This window comes from Nocardia carnea, from assembly GCF_029869215.1.
In the GTDB taxonomy this organism is placed as follows: domain Bacteria; phylum Actinomycetota; class Actinomycetes; order Mycobacteriales; family Mycobacteriaceae; genus Nocardia; species Nocardia carnea_B.
This window is the reverse complement of the sequence record NZ_JARWPM010000149.1, coordinates 1-17,281: the sequence shown is the minus strand read 5'-3', so window position 1 is coordinate 17,281 and position 17,281 is coordinate 1. Positions and strand designations below refer to the sequence as shown.

Below are 17,281 nucleotides of genomic sequence, written 5' to 3'. Positions count from 1 at the left end.
GCGCTCACGGCCGGGTTTCACCCGCCGCGGAAACGGCCGCTTCCGGCGTCGGCCGGTCACCGCCGTTGCGGCCGGCCGGTTTCGCCCGCCAGATCAATTTCAGCACCGCCGGGGTGAGCAGCATCCGGATCACCGTGGCATCCAGGACCAGTGCCGCGATCATCCCGTAGGCGATGTACTGCATCATCACCAGCTCCGAGAAACCGAACGCGCCCGTCACCACGATCAGGATCGCCGCCGCCGAAGTGATGACCCCACCGGTGTGCGCGATGCCGTAGCGGATCGATTCCGGCGGGTCCGCGCCGCCGGCACGCGCTTCGGCCACCCGCGACAGCAGGAACACCTCGTAATCGGTGGACAACCCGAACACCACGGTCACGATCAGCACCAGCACCGCGAACATCAGCGGGCCCGGGGTGAAATCGAACAGTTCCGCGCCGTGGCCCTCCACGAAGATCCAGGTGAGGATGCCGAGCGTGGCGCCCAGGCTCAGCGCCGACATCGCGACCGCCTTCACCGCCAGGATCAACGACCGGAACGCCGCGTACATCAAGGCCAGTGCCGCCGCCACCAACAGCAGTGCCAGCAGCGGGAGGCCCTCGAGCAGCCCGTGGATACTGTCGCGTTCCAGCGCCGGGACCCCGGCCACCAGCACCCGCACGCCCGCCGGCTCCTCGATATCGCGCAGCACCGCGATCGCGGTATCGGCGGCGCGTTCGTCCACCAGGCCCGCTTCCAGCACATTGATCCCGTCGCGGGTCGGCGCGGCCGGTTCGAACGGGCCGGTCAGACCGGGCGTCATATTCGCTTGCCATCGGATATCGCTCAACTGCCGCGCGTCCGCGCCCGTCACCACCAGCCGCAGCGGTTCGGTGCGGAAACCCGGAAACAACGCGTCGAACTTCTCCTGCGCGACCCGGGCCGGGTTGTCCTGCGCCAGATACTTCTCGCTCAGCCCGCCGAACTCGATATGCCGGAACGGAACCATCAGCAACAGCAGACCCAGCACCACGGGCACGATCACCGCCCACGGGCGCGCCATCGCCCACACCGCCAGCCGGGAGAAGATCCCGCGATCGATCTCGGCCTCGGTGCTCGCGCGGGCGAACCGGCGCCACTGCCACAGATCGACCCGGTGGCCCACGATCGCCAGCATCGCCGGTAGCGCGGTCACCGACAGCACCGCCGCCAGCAGCACCGAACTGATCCCGCCGTAGGGCACCGACCGCAGCACGCCGTTCGGATAGATGAACAGCGCCCCCAGACTCACCGCGATGATCGCCGCCGAGAACATCACGGTGCGCCCCGCGGTCGCCACCGTGCGCGCCACCGCGTCTTCCACCGAGCGGCCCGCGGCCAGCTCCTCACGGAACCGTGTCACCGTGAACAAGCCGTAGTCGATCGCCAGGCCCAGGCTCACCAGGGTCACCACCGCGCCGGCGAAAACATTCACCTCGATATGGCCGGTGAGCAGCCGCATGATCCCCTGCGTGCCCAGGATCGTCATACCGCCCACCAGCACCGGCAGCAGCGCCGCCACCACCCCGCCGAAGACGAAGTACAGCAGCAGCGCCACCAGCGGTAGCGCGATCATCTCCGCGCGCCGGATATCGTCCTGCATCCCGGTGTTGATGCCTTCCACCACCGGCTGCAGCCCCGCCAGTTGTACCGTGGTGCCGCCGGGACCCGCACCCGGTTCGCCCGCGTCCAGATCGCCGGCGATCGCCAGATAGTTGTCGACCGTCGCCGAACCCTCACCGCGCAGGCCGATGCTCGCGAACGCGTGCGTGCGGGAATCGTCGGCGAACTGTCCCGACAGGGCACTGTCCCAATAGCTGTCGATACGCAGCACCCGGTCCGGGTGGTCGCGGAGCAGGCCGGCGAGCTGCGCGGTCACCGCCGCCCGCACCCCCGGATCGTCGACCGTCACGCCTGCGGGCGCGGTGTACAAGGCGATCACATCGCTGTCGGTATCGCGGCCGAACGTAGCGTCGGCCAGTTTCGACGCCGCCACCGATTCACTGGACTCGTCGAACCAGCCGTCCTGGGTGAGCCGATCCGCCAGATCCCGCCCGAACAGTCCCGACAAGCCGACCAGGGCCAGGGAAACCACCAGCACCGCCACCCGGTGCCGGTACACGAAACGACCCCACCGATGGGTTCCCGCCGTCACCATCTCGCCGGCCCGCTCCTACCCGCAGGCCGGGGTGCGGTAGTCGGCCGACCGCAGGATCCCGCACAGATCCGTCCGCGACAGTTTCCAGGCACCGTCGAGATAGATGAAATGCACGACGGTGGTGCGGACCGCGGTGCCCGAGCCGTCCTTGTCCAGGCGCAACGTCGCCGTCACCGTGCCGTCGTGATTGTCGAACACCGGATCGGTCACCCCGTACACAGCGCGCGGATTGTCCTGTAGCGCCTTGTACATATCCGGGATCGCGTCCTTGAAGGCCTCGCCGTCTTCGATGAGAGCCGTCCGCTCCGAATCAGGCAACGCGGGATCCAGCGCCTGTTTGATCTGGGCGTCCAGTTCCGCCGCCGTCGGCAGCGACCGCGACGCCAGTGCCCGCGAGGTCGCCGCCGCCGATGACGACAACGCCGCCTTCGCCGACGACCGGGCCGCGGCCACCGCGTCCTCGTCCGCACCGGTCCCGCATCCGGCGACCATCACCACCGCGGCCGACGCCGCCACGGCCGCACCGACGCGCAGCGCGCGTCCCAGACGGAGAACAGGTGTGTACCGCATCATGTCCTGCATACCACTCACTGCCTACCTTCGATCACCGAACCGATACGGGCGAGCAGCGCCCGTACGGTCGGAACATTACGGCTCCCCGCCGGGGATACCGCCCGCGGCAGCAGATCTCGTACCGCGGCGACCACACTGCGCGCATCGTCGAGATCGATATCGGTCACCGGTGTCTCGGCCACCGCCACCACATCGTCCGGGCCGGGCACCTCCGAATCCGGATCCGCTCGGTAGATCTCCAGCTGCAGGGTCGCCCGGACCGTACGGAAAGCGAACGACCGTCCGTCTCCGGTACGGCCGAACCCGTGCGCGAACGGACCCGTCGTCACTTCCTCGGCGGAAAATCCCGGCACCTCGTGCATCGTCAACTCCTGAACTCCGCACCGTCTGATCCGTACGGTAACCCGGCCCACCCCGCGCCCGGCGCCGACACCCCCGGACCCCGCTGCCATGCGGGGTCACCCGGTCGTGGTCAGATAATCGCATGCAGTATCGGTCGTTTCCGGAACCGGCGAGACGAGCGCGACACCGGCGATCACGCGGTACCGTCGCCGTCCTGCTGCTCACGGCCGCACTGCTGGCGGGCTGCTCCGGTGATTCCGATACCGGCGCGGGCGACGCACCCACCCGCGAACCGGCCACCCCGGCCGCCGCACCGCCGGTCGCCACCACCCCGGCCGGCGACGTCTACCCGGTCCCCACTCCGCTCGCCGCCCTCGCCGCCGACCCGGGCAGCGGGCTGCTCGCCGGCCTCGACCCGTCCGGCAGCACACTCACCGTCCTCGACCCCGCCACCCGGCCGCCCACCGGCCATGGGGTCCGGCTCCCCCGCCCGGCCCGCGCCGTCACCGCCGGTACCCCTGGCGAATTCCTGGCCGCGGCCGACGGGATGGTCCTGCGGATCGACGCAGCCGGGCGGGAAGTCACCGAGATTCCCGCCGACGGCGACCTGCACAGCGTGCGCTCCCGCCCGGACGGCACCCTGCTCGCCGGCACGGCCGACGGCCGGGTCCTGGTTCTAGACCGCGACGGCGCGATCCGGCACACCGTCACCGGGCTCGCCGCCGCCGACGCGATCGCCCTCACCGGTGACACCCTGGCCGTGCTCGACCGCCGCCAGACCCTGCTCACCGAGATCGGACCCGAATACGAGAACCTGGGCTTGGCGCTACGCGCCGGAACCGGGGCCGCGAACCTCGTCGAAGCCTCCTTCGACCGGGTGATCGTCAGCGACCCCGACAGCGGCCAGCTGCTGGTGTTCACCACCGCTCCCCTCGTCCTGCGACAGCGCTACCCGGTAGGATCATCGCCTTACGCACTCGCCTATGACCGGCGTTCTGACACCGTATGGGTGACGTGCACGCAGAGCAACGAGATCGTCGGCTACGACCTGTCGACGGGAATACCGCGCGAAGTGGGCCGCTACCCCACCGTCCGGCAACCGAACGCGGTCACCGTCGACGCCGGCACCGGCGATCTCTACATCGGCTCCGCCACCGAACCAGGTCTGCAACGGATATCCGCGGACCAGCGCGAGAGAGGGCAGTGATGGCATCCACGCACCACGGCGCGGCGACGCGGACGAAACTCCCGGCCGGCTGGGAATCCAGCACCGACGACTACGAATACATCCCGCTGCGCCTGCCGCCCGACGTCACCCGGGTCACCGCCTCCATGCGACTCGCGATCCAGGCCGAATTCGGTGGCTGGGAACTGTCCCGCGTCCGCGCCTACACCGACGGCAGCCGTCGCGTCCTGCTGCGCCGCCGCAAAACCGCGCTCAGCAGCCCGGCAGGCCACACCACGGAGCTATGAGCGTGCTGTACCGATTATTGCTGCGCCTGATGTTCCTGGTGCCGCCGGAACGGATCCACCGGCTCGTCTTCGGTGTCATCCGCGCCGCCACCGCATTCGCCCCCACCCGGGCGCTGCTGCATCGCCTGTTCGCCGTCCCGGACCCTCTTCTGCGCACCACCGTGTTCGGGGTCGATTTCCCCGCGCCCCTCGGCCTGGCCGCCGGGTTCGACAAGGACGCCACCGGGGTGAACGCCTGGGGCGCACTCGGTTTCGGATTCGCCGAGATCGGCACCGTCACCGCGGCCGCCCAGCCGGGTAATCCGCAGCCGCGGCTGTTCCGGCTGCCCGCCGACCGCGCCCTGATCAACCGGATGGGTTTCAACAACCACGGCGCCGCGGCCGCCGCGGCCCGGCTGCACAGCCGGGTACCGGCCGTGCCGATCGGTGCGAATATCGGCAAAACCAAGGTCGTCGACGCCGAACACGCGGCCGGCGACTACGCCACGAGCGCCCGGCTGCTCGGACCGCATGCCGATTTCGTGGTCGTCAATGTCAGCTCCCCCAACACCCCGGGGCTGCGGGATCTGCAGGCCGTGCAGTCGCTGCGGCCCGTGCTGGCGGCGGTTCTCGACAGTGTGCGGGTGCCGGTTCTGGTGAAGATCGCGCCCGACCTGTCCGACGAGGACGTCGACGCCGTGGCCGACCTGGCCGTGGAACTCGGCCTGGCCGGAATCGTGGCCACCAACACCACGATCGGCCGCGACGGGCTGCGCAGCGCGGCCGCGGAGGTCGACGCCCTCGGTGCGGGCGGCCTGTCCGGACCTCCGGTGGCCGAACGCTCCTTGGAAGTACTGCGACGGCTCTACGCCCGGGTGGGTGACCGGATCGCCCTGATCTCGGTCGGCGGTATCGAAACTCCCGACCAGGCCTGGGAACGTATCCTCGCCGGCGCCTCCCTGCTGCAGGGCTACACCGGTTTCATCTACGGCGGGCCGCTGTGGACGCGGCGTATCCATCGCGGAATCGCCGCGCGGCTACGCGCCGGCGGGTACCGCAGTGTGGCCGACGCCGTGGGCGCCGGCCACACCACACCGCACTGACCAGGCCGGACTACCGCCTCAGGCGGCGGACCCGCTGCGGATGGCGCCGGGATCATCCCGGTACGGCGCGGGCTCGGTGGCCGGTGGGTCCTGCAGTACCTGCGCCTCCAGCAACCGCGCCTCGACCCGGGCGGCGAGCAGATACACGACCTGCTCCCATACCAATCCGACCATTTCCACCCGCTCGTGCGCCCGGGCAAGCGCCGCGGTGTCGTGCACCAGCCGCGGATCGGACAGGATCTCGTCGAGTTCCATAGCGGCATAGGCCTGTTCGAACGACAGGGCCCGCTGCGGCAACCAGCTCAGCAGCCACGACGATCCGTGACGGGTCTGCACACGCTCGGCGAATTCGGGGGAGATACCGCTGGTCATCAGCCAGTCGGTGATATGGATGGTCACAGCTGCCTCCTCAGGGGGCTCGGCACCGAGACCGGGCCGGTCTCCGGCCGGCACGGCATCGCTGCCGTCGGGATAAGGACGGACTGCCGGGCGCTCAGGGCGCCGTCGCGGAGAAAGCCTCCGGATCCGTCCCGGCGCAGGTGGCGCGGCGACGTGCTGGATAACGGTGTCCGCGGAACCGGGCTGTCGTCATTGTCATCACCAGGCCCTCCCGTTCCTCTGATCGAGGGAAAACGCTGATTCGAGTGTGTCATTTGACAGTTCCGCGGGTCAATGCCAATGTCAAACGCCGTCCTGCACTATGGTTATTGCCGATAGTGACCGGGTCGAAACCCCTCGGCGACGGCGAAACACCAGAAAGGTGAGCGGAATGTCCCCCACCGACGACACCGCCATCGTCGCAATCCGCAATATCCTGACCCGGCTCTGCAAACGCTCCGGACTCAGCCCCGACCGCCTCACCACCACCGAGATCGATATCAGCCCCCTGCTCGACCTCCCCGTCATCCGGCGCTACGCCGCCGCCCACGGCACCACCCCCACCGCCGCCGTCCTCCCCGTCGTCCGCGAACTCGCCCGGCGCCTCCCCCCGACCCACCGCGTGATCACCGACGCGGAACTCTCCCTCGGCCTGCTCCGCGATACCGAAACCACCGATATCGACCCCGCCGGCCTCTACTCACAAGACCTCGGCGACCGGCGCCAATACCTCTCCGCGCACTGGCGGCGGCTGCACGAAATCGCCGACGCCGAGGCCATCCCTCCGGCCCCCACCGTGCGGTCCCTGCGCGCCACCCCCGAACGCCGCGCCTTCACCGCCCTGGCCGCACTTCTGGTCACCGGCAACGTCTACACCGAGACCCGCACAGTCCGCGGCGGCACCCGCCACGGCACGGGCGCCGCAGCCGGCAGTCTCACCGTCGTCGGCGACGCCGTCATCGATCACATCTATCAGGTCGACGAGATCCCCGACGCCCGCGCCTTCGCCCGCGGCCGGTTCAGCGACAACCCCGGCGGCAAAGGGCTCGACCGCGCCGTAGCCGCCGCCCGCCTGGGTCTCGACGTGCGACTGATCACCGCGGTCGGCGACGACGAGGCGGGCCACCGCATCCTCGACTACCTGCGCGCCGAACGGGTCGACACCTCGCTGGTCAAGGTCGTGCCCGACGCCGCCACCCCGATCACCGCACTCATCGTCAGCAGAACCGGGATCGCGGGCACCATCTTCTGCGAAGACGACCGCATCCGCCTCACCGCCGCCGAACTCACCGGCCCGGCCGTCCGGGCAGCGCTCACCGACACCGACGCCGTGCTGGTCACCCTCGAACCCCCGCTCCCGGTGATCGAACAGGTCCTCGCCACCCTGCAGGCGCTGCCCCAGCGCCCGACCCTGCTGCTCACCGCGGCCGAGGTCGAAACCCCGCAGATCCTCTATCGCTACCTGTCCACCGTCGACTACCTGATCGGTTCCACTCAGGAACTCGACAGCATGGTCCCCGAAATACCCGCCCAATCCGGCGCCCATATCGCCCAGCAACTGCAGATGCTGGGTACACGCGTCGTCTGTGTCGTCGAGGATTTCGGCTGTACGGTCCGATCCGACCGGCTCGCCCTCGATATCCCCCGCTTCCAGGCCGCCGCGCTCACCGACGTACCGGGCTCACGCGGCGCCTTCTCCGCCGCTCTGGTGTACCGGTTGCTCTCGCGCCCGCCGGCTCCCGACACCGAGGGCGGCCCCACCCGCCGGGTCGCCGACGAACAGGATTACACCTGGGCGACCGCCGCCATGGTCGCCACCCAGTCGTTCGCCGGTGACGTACCCGGCGCCATGCCCACCGCCGACGAGGTGGACCGCATCATCCGGCTCACCTCCGAAAGGCACTGACCGATGCCCGGACCGCGGGGCATCGCCCGGTGCCCGGCCCGGCCCGGCGGACCTCACCGACCCGCCGCGCACGGAGTGCGTATTCCCGCAGGCAGGCGTAAAGTCACCTATCGGCCCGCCCTCGCACGGGAACGATGTCCCGACGGCGGGCCGGGCGCTGCGGAGGCACGGCCCCACCCATATGTGCGGTATCGACACAGCATCGAAGGAGTACCGACCTTGACCGCAGTCGCGGAGACCTCCGCTCGCGCCACCGGGCACCGGTTCAGCCGCAACGGCCACGATATCCAGCTCGAGGTATTCGCCGTCGACGGTGGGCCGTCCCTCGGCCATGTGCTGGTCTTCGGGGAACCCGCGGACGGCTGCCTGGTCCGGATCCACTCGCGCTGCCTCTACGGTGAAGCACTCGGCTCCCAGGATTGCGATTGCGGTCCCGAACTCCGCACATCTCTCGACCTCATCCAGGAGGCGGGCGCCGGGGTGCTGGTCTACCTCGAGCAGGAGGGCCGCGGCGAGGGGCTCATCGCGAAGGCTTTGGGGTACCGGCACGCCGAACACACCGGGGCCGATACCTTCACCGCCTACCGCGAGCTCGGGTTCAGCGCCGACGCCCGCAGCTACGCGCACGCCGCGAGAAGCCTGCGGACCCTGGGGCTCACCAAGGTCCGGTTGCTGACCAACAATCCCGACAAGGTCGAGGCCCTGCGCGCCGCGGATATCGATGTCGCGCCCGAACCCCTGCACACCGCACCGCTCAGCGAACGTGCCGCCGCCTATCTCGAAGCCAAACGCCGCCATCGCGGACATTGGATCCCGCCGCAGGATCCCGCGGCGCCGGTACTCACCACCGCGTGGGCCGCGGAGCAGCGCGCCACGGCCGCCGGCCGCTGACCCAGACAGAACCGCTCCGCCATTTCCGTTCCCCGGCTACCATTGGTGATCCACGTCACTCGCTTGCGGCCGTAGCCGGCCGCGGACCCGGCGAGTGCCCGGAACCCCAGCACCTCGGGAACGGACCCATGACACCAGATATCGCCTACCCGCACCGCACCGGCATCACTGTCCATACGGTGCCTGCCGCCTTCCAGCAGACCATCACCCTCCGGCCCGATGCCGTCGCCCTGCGCACGGTCGGCGGTACCCAGGAGATCACCTGGCGTGAATACGGCGAACGGGTCCGCGTACTCGCCGCGGGCCTGGCCGGGCTCGGCCTCACCCGCGGCGACACCGTCGGCATCATGCTCACCAACCGGCCGGAGTTCAATCTCCTCGATACGGCCGCCCTGCACGTCGGCGCCATCCCGTTCTCCGTGTACAACACCTGCTCGCCGGAACAGATCGCGCATGTGTTCACCAACGCGGGCAACAAGATCGTCATCACCGAACAGCAATTCCTCGGCACGATCCGGGCTGCCGGGGTCCCGATCGAACACCTCGTCGTCGTCGACGGCACCGCCGAAGGCGCCATCTCCCTCGCCGACCTCGAGAACAATCCCGATCCGGACTTCGATTTCGCCGCCGCCTGGCAGGCCGTCGAACCCGGCGACCTCGCCACCCTCATCTACACCTCCGGCACCACCGGCCCCTCCAAGGGCGTGGAACTGACGCACAGCAATGTGCTCGCCCAGCTCCTCGCTCTCGACAGCGGCCCCCTCGACGTGGGTATCGATGACCGCGCCCTGTCCTACCTGCCCGCCGCCCATGTCGCCGACCGGATCTCCGGCCACGCCATCAACCTCGTCACCGGGATCCAGATCACCACCGTTCCCGACCCCCGGGAGATCGCCGCGGCCCTCCCCGACGCCCGCCCCACGGTGTTCTTCGGTGTCCCGCGGGTCTGGCAGAAGATCAAGGCCGGCGTCGAAGCCAAGATCGCCGCCGAAACCGGCGTGAAGAAAACCATCGCCACCTGGGCGGTCGCCACCGGTATCGCGGCCGCGAAAGCCGATCTGGCCGGTTCCGGCCGTGGACCGCTGCTCGGGCTCCAACACGCGGTGGCCGAAAAACTGCTGCTCGCGAAGCTACGCGCCGCCCTCGGCCTCGACGAACTGCGCGTCGCCTCCTCCGGCGCCGCCCCCATCCCACCGGAAACACTCGAATTCTTCCTCGGCCTCGGCTTCTGCGTCTCCGAGGTCTGGGGTATGTCGGAAACCAGTGGCGTCGCCACGTACACCGAACTGGACAAACCCCGCCCCGGATCGGTCGGACGGCCCGTGGACGGGCTCGAACTCCGCCTCGCCGACGACGGTGAGGTACTCGTCCGGGGCCCGATCATCACCCACGGGTACCGCGGCATGCCCGACAAGACCGCCGAGGCCCTCGACTCCGACGGCTGGCTGCACACCGGCGATGTCGGCACCCTCGACCCCGACGGCTACCTGCGGATCATCGACCGCAAGAAAGAACTCATCATCAACGAGGGCGGGAAGAACATCGCCCCGAGCAATATCGAGAACGCCGTCAAAGCCGCCTCGTCACTCGTCGGTCAGGCGGTCGCCATCGGTGACGCCAAACCGTATATCACCGCGCTGATCATGCTCGATCCCGATATGGCCGCGATCCGCGCCAAAGAAATCGACGCCACCGACGCCGATATCGCCACCCTCGCCCGGCATCCCCGGATCATCGACGACGTCCGCGCCGCGATCCACGCCGGGAACGCGAAACTCTCCCGGGTCGAGCAGATCAAACGGTTCACCATCGCCGAGAAGGTGTGGGAGCCCGGCGGCGACGAACTCACCCCGAAGATGTCGCTCAAACGTGCGCCGATCGCCGAAAAATATGCCGAGCAGATCACCGCACTCTACGCCGAGCAGCCACCGGCGACCGTCATCGACGTGCGCGGCTGAACCGGCGCCCGCGAAGTACGGCGGCCCCGGCGAAAACACCGGGGCCGCCGTGCTTTCGGAGTCTCAGCTCTGTTCGTAGGTGCCTACCAGCGTCGCCCGCGCGAGCGTATGCGAGAACAGGTTGAAGCCGAGGAACGCCGGCGTCGCTTCCGGCGGGACACCGAGCGATTCCACATCCACCGCGTGTACGACGATGAAATACCGGTGCGGGCCGTGGCCGGCCGGTGGGGCCGCACCCACGTAACCCGCGAAACCGCCGTCGTTGCGCAGCATCACCGCGCCCGCCGGCAGCGTACCGCCCTCACTGCCCGCACCGGCCGGCAGTTCCGTCACCGAGGCCGGGATATCCGCCACCGCCCAATGCCAGAATCCGGAGGCGGTCGGGGCATCGGGGTCGTACACCGTGACCGCGAAACTCTTCGTTTCCGCCGGGAAACCCGACCAGCTCAGCTGCGGGGAAATATCTTTACCGCCGGCACCGAACACACCGCTGACCTGATCGTTGGCCAGCGTCGCACCATCGGTCACATCCGCCGATGTCACCGTGAACGACGGCACCGACGGCAAGGCGTCATAGGGGTTGTAGGTCATAGGAACCCTCTCTCGAATCGGATCAGCTGTGCAACAGGAAGTGTTCCAGGACATCGGTGCCGAATTCGAGCGCGTCCACCGGCACCCGTTCGTCGACACCGTGGAACAGCGCCGCGAAATCCAGCTCCGGCGGCAACCGCAACGGCGCGAACCCGAAGCACCGGATGCCCAGATCCGCGAAGGCCTTCGCGTCGGTACCGCCGGACAACATGTAGGGCACCGTACGCCCGTGCGGATCGTGCGCCAAGATCGCCTCGTTCATCGCGTCCACCAGATGGCCGTCGAAAGTCGTTTCGTAGGAATCCAGTTTGGTGACCCACTCACGCTCCACATCGGGACCGATCAGCTCGTCGACCTCCCGTTCGAACTCCGCCAGCCGTCCCGGCACCACCCGGCAGTCCACGACCGCCTCCGCGGTCTGCGGGATCACATTCGCCTTGTAGCCGGCCTGCAGCATGGTCGGATTCGCGGTATCACGCAGGGTGGCCCCGATGATCCGGGAAATCGACCCCAGTTTCGCCAAGGTGCCTTCGATATCCTTACTGCCCGGATCGAACGCCAGACCGGTTTCCTCCGATACCGCTGCCAGGAACTCCGCCACGGAATCGGAGAGGACGAGCGGAAAGGTATGGGTGCCCAGCCGCGCCACCGCGGCCGCCAGAATGGTCACGGCATTGTCCTCGTGCAGGAACGACCCGTGCCCCGCGCGGGCCTTGGCCCGCAACCGCATCCAGCCCAGCCCCTTTTCCGCGGTCTCCACCAGGTACAGCCGCCGTTCCCCGCCGTCCGGGCGCGGCACGGTCAACGAGAATCCGCCGACCTCCCCGACCGCCTCGGTAATTCCCTCGAACAGATCCGGCCGGTTCCGCACCAGCCACTGCGACCCCCACTTGCCGCCGTTCTCCTCGTCGGCGAGGAACGCGAACACCAGATCGCGCGGCGGTACCGTGCCCTCCCTCTTGAACTGGCGGGCGACTGCCAGCATCATGCCGACCATATCCTTCATATCGATAGCCCCGCGGCCCCAGACGTAACCGTCCTGGACCGCACCGGAGAACGGGTGCACGCTCCAGTCGGCGGCCTCCGCCGGCACCACATCGAGATGCCCGTGCAGCAGCAGTGCGCCACGACTCGAATCGGCCCCCGGCAACCGGGCGAAAATATTGCCCCGCCCGGATGCGCCGGATTCCACGTATTCGGTGGTGTAACCGGCGTCCTCCAGTTGCCGCGCGACCCATTCCGCACACTCCTGTTCCCCCTTCGTGGTGGCCGGGTCGCCGGTATTGGAAGTGTCGAAGCGGATCAGCGTACTGACCAGCTCCACCACCTCCGACACGGCACGGGAACGAACGGAGCCAGAGTTATCACCTGTCGCGGCCACGCACTCTTCCTACCATCATGGTGGTCTTTGTTTCTTTTTGGTGCTGCAACGCGAGGTCTCGTGTTCGATCAGCTCGATAGATAGCCTGATGCGCATATCTATGTATGGGTATTTATTGTCGTGGGCGAGGCACTCCCGGTGGACCGGCGAGCCCAGGAGCCGATCCCCTTTCGTACGCTGCCCAGCTGAGGTTCTTCGAACCGGACGGACCGGTGAAACCCGTTCCCGCACTGAAGGTCGCCGCTCCCCTGCCCCGTGCGGCGCCGGGCCGGCAAGACCCGCCCCGCCCCGGCGCGCTATTTCTCGGGTAGCTCGCTGAGCACCCCACGCAGGAAGTCGCGGCTCTCGCCCGGGGTGGGGGCGATGACGCTGAGTTTGTTCATCACGGTCATGTACACCTCCACCTCGTGCTTCTTCTCGAGGTAGTGCGAGGTGGTCAGCTGCTCCATATAGACCATGTCGGGTAATTCGGGCTCCGGGAACCGCAGAATGCTGAACGAACCGCCGGCGGCAGGATGCCCGCCCACCTCGTACGGCAGGACCTGAATCTTCACATTCGGGCGTTCGGCCGCCGCGATCAGGTGTTCGATCTGCCCACGCAGCACCGGGTAACCTCCGACCGGCCGGCGCAGCGCGTTCTCGTCCACCACCGCCCAGAGCGTGGGCGCCGTGGCGCGGCTGAGGATTTCCTGACGGCGCATCCGCATTCCGACCCGGCGTTCGGTGTCGTCGTCGTTACCCAGCCGGATCACCGCGCGGGCGTACGCTTCGGTCTGCAGCAGGCCCGGGATGAACTGGGCCTCGTAGGTACGAATCGTGGTCGCGGCCTGTTCCAGCCCGATGTAGGTCTCGAACCACGGCGGCAGCAGATCGTTGAACGGCTGCCACCACCCCGGATCGTTGGCCTTCTTCATCAGGTCCAGATAGACGGCGAGCTTCTCCGGATCGTCTACTCCGTAGAGTCTCAGCAAATCCAGCAGGTCCCGCTCACGGAACCTGGTCCGCCCCAATTCGAGGCGGCTGATCTTGGCATGAGAGCCGCGAATATGTTCACCGGCGTCCTCACGACTGATCCCGCAGGCCTCACGCAACCGGCGCAGGCGGCTGCCGAGCGAGATACGCAGCACCGTGGGCCCACGGTCGGTTTCCGCCTTGTCCGGGATATCGGAATCGTCCTGCTCGTTTGTCATGATCGCCTCTGGCCAGTTCGTGCTGTGCTGCATCGTACGGCGCCCGCCACCGACGAACCGCACCGGTCGGCAGGCGATCCTACTCCGTGGTAGGCGCAAATTTTCGGTAACGCACCCACACCGGGCGGAACCGGCATCCGCACGGCAACCCGGCACCGTGAACCGGTCACCCGAATTCTACAGCGCCGCATACCGGTAGCTTCTCGGTTGTTTACGCGCGGTATCGGGTTTCCTTGCGTAAACTCCCCCACGACACGACGATCCGGCCTCGCAACCACGAAGACCTGGGGAGATGACACCGATGAGGGCACCGGGAGCAGGTGCGGGTACCACTGAAGCGGTACCGAGCATACCCTGTGCCCGCCCGGGTTGTGACAACCGACCGGCCGGTTCGCTCACGTGTCGGGTGAGTGCGAGCCCCCGGGATACCGCGGCCGGGTGGTCACCGGGGTCCCGGGAACGATTCCCCGGCAATCTCCCGAACGGTCCCTCGGTCCGTAATTGCTTGTACGCCAGTCGTTTAACCGCACAGCAGAATGCCGCCCCCGCCGGGCTCGCGCCGCCGCGGACCGTTAGGCTCCACGCCACCACTCCCCCGGGAACCATCGGGCGGCCGGCCCCGCCCCATCGGTAGCCGGCAGTCCGATACCGAAATACCGCACCGCTGAACCGAGAACACACTGGAGAGCCGAATGTCCGACGACGTCACCACCACCGAGATCCGCAAGAAACTCACCGAAATCCTCTCCCATTCCAGTATCGACCTGGCGACCTCCAAAGACGGCGTCAACTGGGCCACGAGCGCGTTCTTCGCCAACCTCGACGAGGACCTGTTCCGGCTCACCCTGATCCTGGAGAACTCCGGCCGGACGCTGAACCAACTCCGGGCCAACCCCAATGTCGGTGTGAAGGTGGTGCCCGGTGGTATCGCCGATCCGTTCGCACAGGGGCTGGGCACCGTCACCCTGCGCGACGAGAGCGAGCGCGACGAAACATTCCAGGCCCTGCTGCGCAAAGAACCGCAGATCGAACCCTTCTTCGCGACGCCGGTCACCGCGGTCGTCATCGATATCGACTGGTGGCGGGTCACCCATCTGGGTGGCGGCTGGCTGCCCGGCAAGGTGCTCGAGCGCGGCGACGGCGGAGCCTGATCACAGCCCGGCGCGCGGCCGCCTTAGCATCGGTGTTCGATCGACTACGCAGAGAGAGGTTTTCATGGCCGAACCGGCTCATCGGACCGGGGTTCGCGCACCCGTGGGCGTGGACACCAGCCGCGCCAGTATCGCCCGGGTCTACGACTACAGCCTCGGCGGCAAGGACAACTACGACGTCGACCGGGCCGCTTTCGAACAGATCCTGCAGATCGCGCCGCACCAGGGCGACGTCTCGCGGATGAACCGGCGCTGGCTGCACCGGGTCGTCCGGTATCTCGCCGGTCCGGCCGGTATCGACCAGTTCCTCGATATCGGCGCCGGCCTGCCGACGGTGGGCAACACCCACCAGATCGCCCAGCAGGAGAACCCGGAAGCCCGGGTCGTCTATGTCGACAACGATCCGGTGTGTAACGCCCACGGCCGGGTCCTGCTGGAACAGAACGAGAATACCCATTTCGTCTCCGGAGATTTCCTCGAGAAGAACACGCTGCTGGAGAGCAAGAGCGTGATGCAGTACCTCGATCCGGACCGGCCGATCGCCGTCATGTTGTGCGGGCTGCTGCACCATCTCGACGACGACCTCGACCCGCCGGGGCTCATGCGCGAGTACATCTCCCGGCTCCCCGCCGGGTCGTATGTGGCGATCACGAACTTCTGGGACCCGGCCGACGAGAATCCCGAATTGCACGCGCTCGCCAAACAATTGGAGCGCGCCTTTACCGAGATGGGACTGGGCTCGGGCTGGTACCGCACCCGGGAGGAGCAGCTCCGGTACTTCGACGGGCTGGAGCTCATCCCACCGGGGTTCACCGAACTCGAGGATTGGTGGCCCGCCGGGCCGTCCACGCGGGAACGACTACCGGAGGAGCGGGTCGTCATCGGCGGGGTCGGATACAAGCGCCCCGCTCCGGCGCCGCGGTTGCACAGCATCGACGGCGCCGGATAGCCGACGGCGCGGGCGGCGAGGATCTATGCTGTGACTTGATTCACAGTTCCAGTCTTGTTCATTCGTGCAGAGAGAGGTCGACATGGCCGAACGGGCAATCCGGGCCGGCATTCGTAAACCGGTCGGGGTCGACACCAGCCGCGCCAGTATCGCCCGGGTCTACGACTACAGCCTCGGCGGCAAGGACAACTACGACGTCGACCGGGCCGCGTACGAACAGATTCTGGAAGTGGCGCCACGGCAGGGTGATGTCTCCATCATGAACCGGCGGTGGCTGCACCGGGTGATCCGGTACCTGGCCGGCCCCGCGGGTATCGACCAGTTCCTCGATATCGGCGCGGGGCTGCCCACGGTAACCAACACTCATGAGATCGCCCAGCAGCAGAACCCCGACGCCCACGTCGTCTATGTCGACAACGACCCGGTGTGCAACGCCCACGGCCGGGTCCTGCTGGAACAGAACGAGAACACCCATTTCGTATCGGCGGACCTCCTCGAGGACGGCACCCTGCTGCGCGCATCGGATATCACCAAACTGCTGGATATGGACCGGCCCATCGGGCTGGTCCTGTGTGGATTGCTCCACCACATCGATGACCAGTTCGACCCCGCCGGACTGATGCGGGAGTACGTCGAATTACTGCCTCCGGGTTCATATCTGGCGATCAGCCATTTCCACGACCCGGGTCCACGAGAGCCGGAACTGCATGCGCTGGCCCGTGAACTGGAACGGCGCTTCACCGAGAAAGGCCTGGGCTCGGGCTGGTACCGCACCACCGAGGAAATCCTGGAGTTTTTCGGTGGTCTCGAACTCGTACCGCCGGGGCTGGTGCAACTGGAGGAGTGGTGGCCCGCCGGACCGGCGCTGCGGGAACGGTATCCGGAAGAGAACGTGATGGTCGGCGGGATCGCCTACAAGCCCGGGAACAGCGGCGGGGCACCCGTCGTGGGGGGGGGGGCCCCCCCCCCCCCCCCCCCCCCGGCCGGGGGTGGCCCCCCCCGCCCCCCCCCGGGGGGGGGTTTTTTGCGGACCCGGCCCCCCGCGGCGGCGGTGGCCACCCGGGGGGCCGGTACCCGCTGCGGGCGTGCGCATTCCCCGTCTCCGGCGTAGCGGCCGAGTGGTGGCGTCAGCCCACGACGGGTGCCCCGCCGCTGTTCCCGGGCATGTAGGCGATCCCGCCGACCAACACCTTCTCTTCCGGAAACCGTTCCCGCACCGCCGCTCCCGCGGGCCACCACA

16 protein-coding genes are annotated in these 17,281 nt (G+C 68.2%); 9 read left to right on the top strand and 7 right to left on the bottom strand.

The genetic code is table 11. The features are described 5' to 3' along the window. Positions 1–4 precede the first annotated feature (4 nt). The 3 genes from QH276_RS09800 to QH276_RS09790 are packed head-to-tail and all read right to left on the bottom strand — an operon-like array spanning position 5 to position 3,111. The gene (locus QH276_RS09800; protein ID WP_280400969.1) at positions 5–2,176 is read right to left on the bottom strand and encodes an MMPL family transporter; all 2,172 of its coding nucleotides are present in this window, start codon (positions 2,174–2,176) and stop codon (positions 5–7) included. A gap of 15 nt (positions 2,177–2,191) precedes the next feature. Continuing rightward, entirely contained in the window at positions 2,192–2,758 is a 567-nt protein-coding gene (locus tag QH276_RS09795) for a hypothetical protein (RefSeq protein WP_280400976.1), read from the bottom strand. Positions 2,759–2,763: 5 nt separating this feature from the next. After that, complete coding sequence (locus QH276_RS09790; RefSeq protein ID WP_280400970.1) at positions 2,764–3,111, bottom strand: hypothetical protein; 348 nt, start codon at positions 3,109–3,111, stop codon at positions 2,764–2,766. 122 nt (positions 3,112–3,233) lie between these two features. Between QH276_RS09790 and QH276_RS09785 the strand changes: the two genes are divergently transcribed. The 3 genes from QH276_RS09785 to QH276_RS09775 are packed head-to-tail and all read left to right on the top strand — an operon-like array spanning position 3,234 to position 5,646. After that, a complete protein-coding gene (locus QH276_RS09785) occupies positions 3,234–4,298 on the top strand; it encodes a hypothetical protein (protein ID WP_280400971.1) in 1,065 nt (354 codons plus the stop codon). Further along, positions 4,298–4,564: a DUF5703 family protein gene (locus QH276_RS09780; protein ID WP_280400972.1), complete on the top strand. Its 267-nt coding sequence runs from the start codon at positions 4,298–4,300 to the stop codon at positions 4,562–4,564. The genes QH276_RS09785 and QH276_RS09780 overlap by 1 nt, the downstream gene beginning before the upstream one ends. Positions 4,565–4,569: 5 nt before the next feature. Then, positions 4,570–5,646, top strand: coding sequence for a quinone-dependent dihydroorotate dehydrogenase (locus tag QH276_RS09775; RefSeq protein ID WP_280406704.1), 1,077 nt, complete (start codon positions 4,570–4,572; stop codon positions 5,644–5,646). 18 nt (positions 5,647–5,664) lie between these two features. Here the strand turns inward: QH276_RS09775 and QH276_RS09770 are convergent, their stop codons facing one another. Next, entirely contained in the window at positions 5,665–6,045 is a 381-nt protein-coding gene (locus tag QH276_RS09770; protein WP_280400254.1) for a hypothetical protein, read from the bottom strand. A 370-nt stretch (positions 6,046–6,415) separates the two neighbouring features. On the opposite strand from QH276_RS09770, the gene QH276_RS09765 reads away from it, so the two are divergent. From QH276_RS09765 to QH276_RS09755, 3 genes are all read left to right on the top strand, one after another. After that, positions 6,416–7,930: a carbohydrate kinase family protein gene (locus QH276_RS09765; RefSeq protein ID WP_280400255.1), complete on the top strand. Its 1,515-nt coding sequence runs from the start codon at positions 6,416–6,418 to the stop codon at positions 7,928–7,930. Between the two features lie 219 nt (positions 7,931–8,149). Further along, positions 8,150–8,821 carry a GTP cyclohydrolase II gene (locus QH276_RS09760; RefSeq protein WP_280400256.1) on the top strand — a complete coding sequence of 224 codons (672 nt, stop codon included), beginning with the start codon at positions 8,150–8,152 and terminating at the stop codon, positions 8,819–8,821. Positions 8,822–8,949: 128 nt separating this feature from the next. Beyond that, complete coding sequence (locus QH276_RS09755; RefSeq protein WP_280400257.1) at positions 8,950–10,779, top strand: AMP-dependent synthetase/ligase; 1,830 nt, start codon at positions 8,950–8,952, stop codon at positions 10,777–10,779. A gap of 63 nt (positions 10,780–10,842) precedes the next feature. Here the strand turns inward: QH276_RS09755 and QH276_RS09750 are convergent, their stop codons facing one another. The 3 genes from QH276_RS09750 to QH276_RS09740 all read right to left on the bottom strand — a co-directional run bounded on the left by QH276_RS09750 (position 10,843) and on the right by QH276_RS09740 (position 13,941). Then, a complete protein-coding gene (locus QH276_RS09750) occupies positions 10,843–11,370 on the bottom strand; it encodes a YbhB/YbcL family Raf kinase inhibitor-like protein (protein ID WP_280400258.1) in 528 nt (175 codons plus the stop codon). Positions 11,371–11,392: 22 nt separating this feature from the next. Further along, on the bottom strand, positions 11,393–12,751 hold the full coding sequence (locus tag QH276_RS09745) for a M20/M25/M40 family metallo-hydrolase (RefSeq protein WP_280400259.1): 1,359 nt from the start codon (positions 12,749–12,751) through the stop codon (positions 11,393–11,395). Between the two features lie 296 nt (positions 12,752–13,047). Beyond that, complete coding sequence (locus QH276_RS09740; protein ID WP_280400260.1) at positions 13,048–13,941, bottom strand: helix-turn-helix domain-containing protein; 894 nt, start codon at positions 13,939–13,941, stop codon at positions 13,048–13,050. A 692-nt stretch (positions 13,942–14,633) separates the two neighbouring features. Here QH276_RS09740 and QH276_RS09735 point away from each other — a divergent pair. From QH276_RS09735 to QH276_RS09725, 3 genes are all read left to right on the top strand, one after another. Continuing rightward, entirely contained in the window at positions 14,634–15,092 is a 459-nt protein-coding gene (locus QH276_RS09735) for a hypothetical protein (protein WP_280400261.1), read from the top strand. Between the two features lie 64 nt (positions 15,093–15,156). Beyond that, entirely contained in the window at positions 15,157–16,041 is an 885-nt protein-coding gene (locus QH276_RS09730) for an SAM-dependent methyltransferase (RefSeq protein ID WP_280400262.1), read from the top strand. A gap of 82 nt (positions 16,042–16,123) precedes the next feature. Further along, positions 16,124–17,152 (top strand): SAM-dependent methyltransferase, encoded by a 1,029-nt coding sequence (locus QH276_RS09725; protein ID WP_280406701.1) that lies wholly within the window; start codon positions 16,124–16,126, stop codon positions 17,150–17,152. The last annotated feature ends 129 nt before the right edge of the window (positions 17,153–17,281 follow it).

Excerpts from the sequence above, each read along its gene's own strand:
- QH276_RS09800 (WP_280400969.1), bottom strand. The coding sequence starts at position 2,176 with ATGGTGACGGCGGGAACCCATCGGTGGGGTCGTTTCGTGTACCGGCAC.
- QH276_RS09795 (WP_280400976.1), bottom strand. The coding sequence starts at position 2,758 with ATGCAGGACATGATGCGGTACACACCTGTTCTCCGTCTGGGACGCGCG.
- QH276_RS09790 (WP_280400970.1), bottom strand. The coding sequence starts at position 3,111 with ATGCACGAGGTGCCGGGATTTTCCGCCGAGGAAGTGACGACGGGTCCG.
- QH276_RS09785 (WP_280400971.1), top strand. The coding sequence starts at position 3,234 with ATGCAGTATCGGTCGTTTCCGGAACCGGCGAGACGAGCGCGACACCGG.
- QH276_RS09780 (WP_280400972.1), top strand. The coding sequence starts at position 4,298 with ATGGCATCCACGCACCACGGCGCGGCGACGCGGACGAAACTCCCGGCC.
- QH276_RS09765 (WP_280400255.1), top strand. The coding sequence starts at position 6,416 with ATGTCCCCCACCGACGACACCGCCATCGTCGCAATCCGCAATATCCTG.
- QH276_RS09755 (WP_280400257.1), top strand. The coding sequence starts at position 8,950 with ATGACACCAGATATCGCCTACCCGCACCGCACCGGCATCACTGTCCAT.
- QH276_RS09750 (WP_280400258.1), bottom strand. The coding sequence starts at position 11,370 with ATGACCTACAACCCCTATGACGCCTTGCCGTCGGTGCCGTCGTTCACG.
- QH276_RS09740 (WP_280400260.1), bottom strand. The coding sequence starts at position 13,941 with ATGACAAACGAGCAGGACGATTCCGATATCCCGGACAAGGCGGAAACC.
- QH276_RS09735 (WP_280400261.1), top strand. The coding sequence starts at position 14,634 with ATGTCCGACGACGTCACCACCACCGAGATCCGCAAGAAACTCACCGAA.
- QH276_RS09730 (WP_280400262.1), top strand. The coding sequence starts at position 15,157 with ATGGCCGAACCGGCTCATCGGACCGGGGTTCGCGCACCCGTGGGCGTG.
- QH276_RS09725 (WP_280406701.1), top strand. The coding sequence starts at position 16,124 with ATGGCCGAACGGGCAATCCGGGCCGGCATTCGTAAACCGGTCGGGGTC.